The sequence below is a fragment of the Sphaerospermopsis sp. FACHB-1094 genome (assembly GCF_014696195.1).
GTDB classification, from domain to species: domain Bacteria; phylum Cyanobacteriota; class Cyanobacteriia; order Cyanobacteriales; family Nostocaceae; genus Sphaerospermopsis; species Sphaerospermopsis kisseleviana.
Window position 1 is genome coordinate 1 of the sequence record NZ_JACJPT010000179.1, and the last position, 6,593, is coordinate 6,593.

General features: G+C 39.3%; 8 protein-coding genes and 1 pseudogene. 6 read left to right on the plus strand and 3 right to left on the minus strand.

Translation table 11 applies throughout. From position 1 onward, the window contains the following. The 5 genes from H6F47_RS26275 to H6F47_RS26295 form a co-directional block, all read left to right on the plus strand. Positions 1–413, plus strand: a 413-nt coding sequence (locus H6F47_RS26275; protein ID WP_190651691.1) for an RNA-guided endonuclease TnpB family protein, incomplete at its 5' end; no start/stop codon positions are given. After that, complete coding sequence (locus H6F47_RS26280) at positions 407–628, plus strand: hypothetical protein (protein ID WP_190651693.1); 222 nt, start codon at positions 407–409, stop codon at positions 626–628. The genes H6F47_RS26275 and H6F47_RS26280, both read left to right, overlap by 7 nt. Positions 629–1,147: 519 nt before the next feature. Beyond that, positions 1,148–1,360 (plus strand): DUF2997 domain-containing protein, encoded by a 213-nt coding sequence (locus tag H6F47_RS26285; protein ID WP_137668128.1) that lies wholly within the window; start codon positions 1,148–1,150, stop codon positions 1,358–1,360. Between the two features lie 39 nt (positions 1,361–1,399). Next, a complete protein-coding gene (locus H6F47_RS26290) occupies positions 1,400–1,786 on the plus strand; it encodes a DUF1257 domain-containing protein (RefSeq protein WP_096566281.1) in 387 nt (128 codons plus the stop codon). Continuing rightward, positions 1,786–2,250 carry a ferredoxin gene (locus H6F47_RS26295; protein ID WP_190348784.1) on the plus strand — a complete coding sequence of 155 codons (465 nt, stop codon included), beginning with the start codon at positions 1,786–1,788 and terminating at the stop codon, positions 2,248–2,250. The genes H6F47_RS26290 and H6F47_RS26295 overlap by 1 nt, the downstream gene beginning before the upstream one ends. 52 nt (positions 2,251–2,302) lie before the next feature. On the opposite strand, the gene H6F47_RS26300 is transcribed toward H6F47_RS26295, so the two are convergent. The 3 genes from H6F47_RS26300 to H6F47_RS26310 all read right to left on the minus strand — a co-directional run bounded on the left by H6F47_RS26300 (position 2,303) and on the right by H6F47_RS26310 (position 5,319). After that, positions 2,303–3,472, minus strand: a complete 1,170-nt coding sequence (locus tag H6F47_RS26300) for a beta-ketoacyl-ACP synthase (RefSeq protein ID WP_137668129.1) — start codon at positions 3,470–3,472, stop codon at positions 2,303–2,305. Between the two features lie 307 nt (positions 3,473–3,779). Beyond that, positions 3,780–4,544, minus strand: a complete 765-nt coding sequence (locus H6F47_RS26305; protein WP_190651695.1) for a peptidylprolyl isomerase — start codon at positions 4,542–4,544, stop codon at positions 3,780–3,782. A gap of 205 nt (positions 4,545–4,749) precedes the next feature. Then, entirely contained in the window at positions 4,750–5,319 is a 570-nt protein-coding gene (locus tag H6F47_RS26310) for a photosystem I assembly protein Ycf4 (protein ID WP_096566289.1), read from the minus strand. A gap of 1,164 nt (positions 5,320–6,483) precedes the next feature. Here H6F47_RS26310 and H6F47_RS26315 point away from each other — a divergent pair. Next, positions 6,484–6,593, plus strand: a pseudogene (locus H6F47_RS26315) (photosystem II D2 protein (photosystem q(a) protein)); the annotation flags it as partial.

The window sequence follows — 6,593 nt, forward strand, 5'->3', positions numbered from 1 at the left end:
ACAAAATCACCACCTATATCAGCAAAAACCACGCGGTGATAGGGATAGAAGATTTGAATGTATCTGGGATGTTAGCAAATGGGAAATTATCAAAAGCTATATCAGATATGGGCTTTTATGAATTTAGAAGGCAGCTAGAATATAAAACACAACTGTATGGCAGTAAGTTAGTAATTATGGATAGATATTATCCCAGTAGCAAGACTTGCTCAACTTGTGGAGAAAAGAAATCATCACTGTCATTATCTCAAAGAGTGTTTAAATGTGATAACTGTGGCTTTGAGATTGACAGAGATTTAAACGCTGCGATTAATTTAAAACAAGAAGCGGTCAGATTGATCGTGTTAGCCTGTGGACTAGATAGTGCCGACACTGCTAGGGTGAAACAGGAAGAAAAAGCCAACTTTTGTTAGCATTAGTTAGCTTTTTTGTATCGGTTTATATTGATACGGGTGTTTTTATTGACTATCTCAGTCCACAAGCGATCGCTGGATCAACTCTCAGAACTACACAACGTCGTGGCCGTGATCCAAAAAAATTATTTGAAGATGCAGAGGATGTTTTAAAGTTAGTTTCTGCAAAACATACAGGTGCTACATCCAGTCTTACCTATTATGAAGTAGAATAAGCATTATTTAAACAGAGGAAGTGTTGAAATTAGATGGTGTGATACTTAACAGCAGTTGTATTCCAATCAAATTCTGTGATACTGATGTGGCATTAAACGTATTATAAAATACACAATATTTGGAATACAACTAAAGAAGCAAGCGATCGCCCCACATTTCCCCCACATTTTCTAAATTCAATGATAATGATAAAAATTTTCAATAAGCTTTAGTATTTTTTCATAATTACAGCATGACGATTTCTCTGATAAAAGCCGAATTTTTCAGGCTTTTTAACTGGAAAGTGATCAAAAAGCAGTCAGCTTGACTAATTGATCAGGTTACGAGAAACTATAGGTTGATGGATGTAACTGCTAACCCAAATAATAACTTTCGTTAAGATTTTGAGATATATATTTTTAAAGATGGAACATTATGAACAAATGGCAACTTTTGTTTCTGTGTTCTTTCAGCAATAGAAAACTAACTCCGCTAAAGCAGTTAAGTCCAAGGGTACTATTGAGATTGGCATTCAGAGAATGGAAACACTAGAATTTATAATTTATCCCGACGGTCGAGTACAAGAGAAAGTCACTGGTATAGTGGGATCTTCTTGTGCGGAGGTAACAGCAGCCATAGAAGCCCAACTGGGAAAAGTGGTAAATCAGCAGCCCACCTCAGAATTTTTCGCCAACAAAGCTACACAGGAATCAAGTGTAGTCAATACCCAAACTGCTTTTAGCGAATGGTAAGTTTTCCAAATCGTCTACTTTCATTGATTACAAACCGCCATGTCACACTTTAGCCAAATTAAAACTCAAATCCGCAACCTCGAATCCTTACAAGATGCACTTTCCGACTTAGGAGTAGACTGGAAACCAGGCCCTCGTGAAGTGCGTGGTTATCGTGGTCAAACTCATCCAGCCGAAGTTACCATTGAACAGGAAAATGGTTATGACATCGGTTTTAGATGGAATGGTCAGGAATACGAATTGGTAGCTGACTTACAATATTGGCAGCAAAATTTATCTGTAGATGGATTTTTGCGCCAAGTCACCCAACGTTATGCTTACCAAACAGTGATGAAAGAAACTGCCAAAGTTGGTTTCCAAGTTGCTGAAGAACAGAAAAATGCAGATGGTTCTATTCGTTTAGTGGTACAACGCTGGAGTGCGTAATGTCTCAATTGCAACCGTTCCCAGAAGATTTAGATAATAATCTAGACAATAATCCTTCCGGTTTAGAGCCAGAATTAGGCGGTTTTTTGCGAGATGAACCAGAAAGTTCTGGTTTAGAGCCGGAACTGGGCGGTTTGCTGCGACAGAAAGGAGTTTATGTCGATGAAATTACCTGTATAGGTTGTAAACACTGCGCCCATGTTGCTAGGAATACATTTTATATTGAACCTGATTATGGGCGATCGCGTGTAATTCGCCAAGATGGCGACTCAGAAGAGGTAATACAAGAAGCTATAGATACTTGTCCTGTAGACTGTATTCACTGGGTTGATTATACAGAACTGAGAAACCTGGAGGAAGACCGCAGATATCAGGTTATTCCTGTAGTGGGTTATCCGGTGGATCATGCGGTAGCTACCACAGAAAAACGTCGTAAAAAGCAGAGATTAGCAAAAAATCAATAATATAGCAGGAGTCAGGAGTCAGGATTTCAGAATTCTGATTACTTATATCAATTCAATATATTGAATTGCTACCGCCTAGAGCGATCGCTGCATTTTGTCCACCAAAACCAAAACTCAAGCAGAGCAGTTTTTGTATTTCTGTATTTCTTACTGTTGTCACAAAATTTAAATCAAATTCTGGCTGTTGCAATCCCACAGCAGGAGGTAATATTTTATGCTTTAAACTCAAAAGCGAAAATGCTACACCTAAAGCCCCCGATGCTCCTAGTGTATGACCTGTAGAGCCTTTGGTAGAACTAATAGCTACTTTTGGCGGAAATAAAGACTGTATAATTTTGCTCTCTATTCGGTCGTTGAGAATCGTAGCTGTACCATGAGCATGAATGTAGTCTATATCTGCGGGTGTTAAATTACTGCGTTCTAAACATTGCTTGATAGCAGCGATCGCACTCTTTCCTTCTGATTCCGGCTGAATACCATGAAACGCATCTGCTGTCAAGCCAAAACCCAGAATTTCCCCATAAATATTTTCTGGGTTGATTTGGCGTTGTTTTGCCGACTCCGCAGATTCCAGCACAAACACAGCACCACCTTCACCTAATACCAAACCTTCCCGGTGTAAATCAAAAGGATAAGCGCCTGTTTTTGCTAAAGCCCCCATTTGCTGAAATCCACAGATGGTAAGGGGTGTAATAGGTGCTTCCACTGCACCAGCGATCGCCCGTTGACATTGACCGCTTTGAATTAACATAGCAGCTTGGGAAATTGCCCAAATTCCCGTAGCGCAGGCCGCCATTGGTGCTAAAACTGGACCACAAGACCCGATTTGTCTGGCTACAGCGATCGCATTCATCAGTGGTAAAGTATCCAACCAATTTTCCAGATTTAATAATTCTGCGTTGGTATCTTGACCATACATTTGCTGTGCAAACTTCTCCCAAGACGCTTGATAGCTACGACTAGAACCAATTACCACAGCACAATCAGGCAAAGACGCTACTAATTCAGCATTTTGTAAAGCAGAATAAACAACCATCTGAGTGAGGGTACTCAAATCAGAAGGTTGTTGATTAATTAAACCTAGAGGAATTTTCCCCAGTTCTGGAAATGGTTGATGTAATTTAATTCCCGTTTTTAAGCACAGTAAATTTTGCCAGCTATCTTTCAAGCTGTTACCCAAAGCAGAAACTAAACCAATACCAGTAACAACAACCCTAACCAATTTTAGATTTTAGATTTTAGATTTTAGATTTTAGATTTTAGATTTTAAATTAGGAGTCAGGAGTCAGGAGTCAGGAGTTCAAGGAGTCAGAAGTTATTAATTTTGACTTTTGACTTGATTTATTCCCTATTCCCTCTATTCAATAATGGACAATTAACAATTAACAATTGACAATTACCTCTCCCTTAAAATCAGAGGATTTCAAAAGCCGAATTTTGGCTTTTTCCCCCTTTAAAGGGGAGGTTTTAAACCTGGAATAAAACAATTATCAATTGTCAATTGTCAATTGTCAATTATCAATTGATAACTACTGAGGAACTTTCAAGTTTTCAGCACCTTTAACTACTTTAGCAGAATCAATTTTATCGCCTTCCTGAATTTTATTAACTACATCAAAACCATCGATTACATAACCAAAAACCGCGTAGTTACCATCTAAAAAGCCCAGATCCGCTAGAGCAAAATAAAACTGAGAAGAAGCAGAATCAGGCATTTGGGATCTTGCCATTGCTACAGCACCAAGTTTGTGAATCAAAACAGGCTTTTGAGTTATTGTTTGACCGTAAACTGGTTGCTCTGCACCTTCAGGCTTAATTTCTAAGGGTATACGGCGTTCAGTTTTCAGTTTTGGATCTATATAACCACCAGTTCCCCACAGTTGCGGGGAAGTATTGGAATCTTTACTTTGAGGATCACCACCTTGAACCACAAATGGCTGAGGTTCACGCACAACCCGATGGAATACCAAACCGTCGTAAACGCCTTTTTCGACTAAATCAACAAAGTTTCCCGCAGTAATGGGAGCATTATCACCATCGACTTCAATGGTAATTGGTGATCCTTTAACTGTCATCACTACAGTAGCCTTACCTTCGAGACGTGGTAAATTATTTATTCCGGGAACACTCTGATTATTTTTGTTTGATGGTGTTTTTGCCTCTTCAGTTGACTTGGAGGTAGCTGTGGAATTGGGAGATGTACTAGAAGCGACTTGATCAGCCGAACATCCAGTCAACATCAAACCACCAATCATCAACAGAAGGACTAAAAATTGTGAAAATTTTAACCGCATTGAAAGTTACTTACTCAACCAAAGTATCTTAGCAATTTTGGATTTTAGACTGGTGATTGGGGACTGGGGACTGGGGATTGGGGACTGGGGAGAAAAATTAAGTCAAAAGTCAAAATTAAAGAACTTCTGACTAATCCCTATTTCTTTCTTACTGTCACCTGTCACCTGACTCCTGATCCAAAATCCAAAATCCAAAATCCAAAATCTAGAGTCCTTCTAAGGGTACACCCAAAAAGCGAGCTAACTGAGCGCCTTGAGTTTCTAACTCAGCCAAAGATAAAGGTTGACCTACCCGTGTCAGGGGAATATCCCTTCTTCCCTTGACTTTCAGATAAAGTGCGCGTTGAGGATTTAGACCTTCTTTAATAGATATACGTACAGATTGTATATCTTGGATGCGGCTTTCAATCTCAATTTGGCGGTTTTTCCCAGGAAACCCCCAACGAAAGATTTTGAACTTGCCAGTTTCCTGGTTAAATTCGTTGTAACCGCCGCCTACATCCCATAAAATAACTAGCCACAGGTACAAGGCCAACAGTACACCAGCTATGCCATATAATCCCATCACCAATCCTTGAGGGACAAATACCAGTTGAGTGGGATCGGTGACAATGAGTAAATTGACTTTGAGATAGCTGGAAATGCCAGCCAATAAAAAGCCGGATGCTCCTAAACTAACAATAGTTGCCCACCAGTAGTTACTTAACCGACGAGAACCGAGAACATTTTGATGCAGGAGGCGATCGCTTTTATTAATCCTTGTTGATGCCGTCATTTTAGCTACCTTAGACCGTTATATATTCTCTGTGAACTGGGGACTGGCTAACCTGGGTAATGAGACAGGTATGGATCTAGATTTTAACTTCATTCACCCAAACCTTAAAGATATATTTTCTCCAGCATCAGCTTAAATCTTTTTATAGAAATTAACGCTATCAGCTTGTAGTAGCAGGACTTTCACTGTGTGGTTTGATATTGACACTCTGCGGTCTGAAGACACGCAGATTCTCTAAGACTAAGACCTGCTTAAAAGGAATAGTCAATTATTCCCCTACACGCTCAAAACAACTACTTACGGATAAGTGTTGCAATTGCGCTTACTTTTATATTTTTTTTGGCTTTCTGAGTCCATCGAATTATGGCGGTATACACTCTGTATCTTGCCTTTGCTTGTTTACCCAGGCTACGGTCAAAGCCGAGACGAGATAAATCAGGGGTTTCTCCTGATCAAAATACTTCTTCGTGCAGATGGTTATTCTTACTCGCCCCTTGATTATACCATCACGGCGAATTTATTCGCCGTTGGAACTTCCTCCATTGTAAGATAGCCAAGTGGCTTCCGTACCTTTCGACGATTTTATTGTGAGTCTTCTAGTGGAGATTTTAAAGGATTTTACCATTGTCCTGATCAAACTCCTGAATCATTTCCATCCTATCTAGCTGCTTATTATCATGCTAAATTTATGTTATTCAGATAATGTATATGAAAATTTATAAGTTTTATGAGAAAAGTTGTGTCATTTTGTTAAAATAAGGAAGGACGGTTAAGTTTTTCCGCCACGCTCCAAAACTCAAACTCAAGGGTTTTCAGCCCATTTTCTTATAATATTTGACTATTTTGACTATATTTTTGTGATTCAAAACCCAATACCAAATTAACTTGCGTATCTCCAGCGCAAACCATGAAGAATGTGATAAGTTAAGAATCATTAAGTTACCGCCAACCAAATGACTTGGTGATGGTAACAGATAGTGGCATAATTATGAGAAATGCCCAATTAATCAAGCGGTAAATTCTCAGAGTCTTAACTGCTAATCAGTAGCTAAGAGTGTCAAAAAAACGTTAAATTCCTCCTGGCAGTGGCTAAGGAAAAAACCTCCAAAAGCATCCTGCCTTAAAAACGTCGCAATTTTAGTAAAAAAGAGGATTTTAGTTCTCATGACCATCGCAGTTGGACGCGCCCCGTCAAGAGGGTGGTTTGACGTACTAGACGACTGGTTAAAGCGCGATCGCTTCGTATTCGTAGGTTGGTCAGGTGTTTTATTATT

Excerpts from the sequence above, each read along its gene's own strand:
- H6F47_RS26295 (WP_190348784.1), top strand. The coding sequence starts at position 1,786 with ATGTCTCAATTGCAACCGTTCCCAGAAGATTTAGATAATAATCTAGAC.
- H6F47_RS26305 (WP_190651695.1), bottom strand. The coding sequence starts at position 4,544 with ATGCGGTTAAAATTTTCACAATTTTTAGTCCTTCTGTTGATGATTGGT.
- H6F47_RS26290 (WP_096566281.1), top strand. The coding sequence starts at position 1,400 with ATGTCACACTTTAGCCAAATTAAAACTCAAATCCGCAACCTCGAATCC.
- H6F47_RS26285 (WP_137668128.1), top strand. The coding sequence starts at position 1,148 with ATGGAAACACTAGAATTTATAATTTATCCCGACGGTCGAGTACAAGAG.
- H6F47_RS26310 (WP_096566289.1), bottom strand. The coding sequence starts at position 5,319 with ATGACGGCATCAACAAGGATTAATAAAAGCGATCGCCTCCTGCATCAA.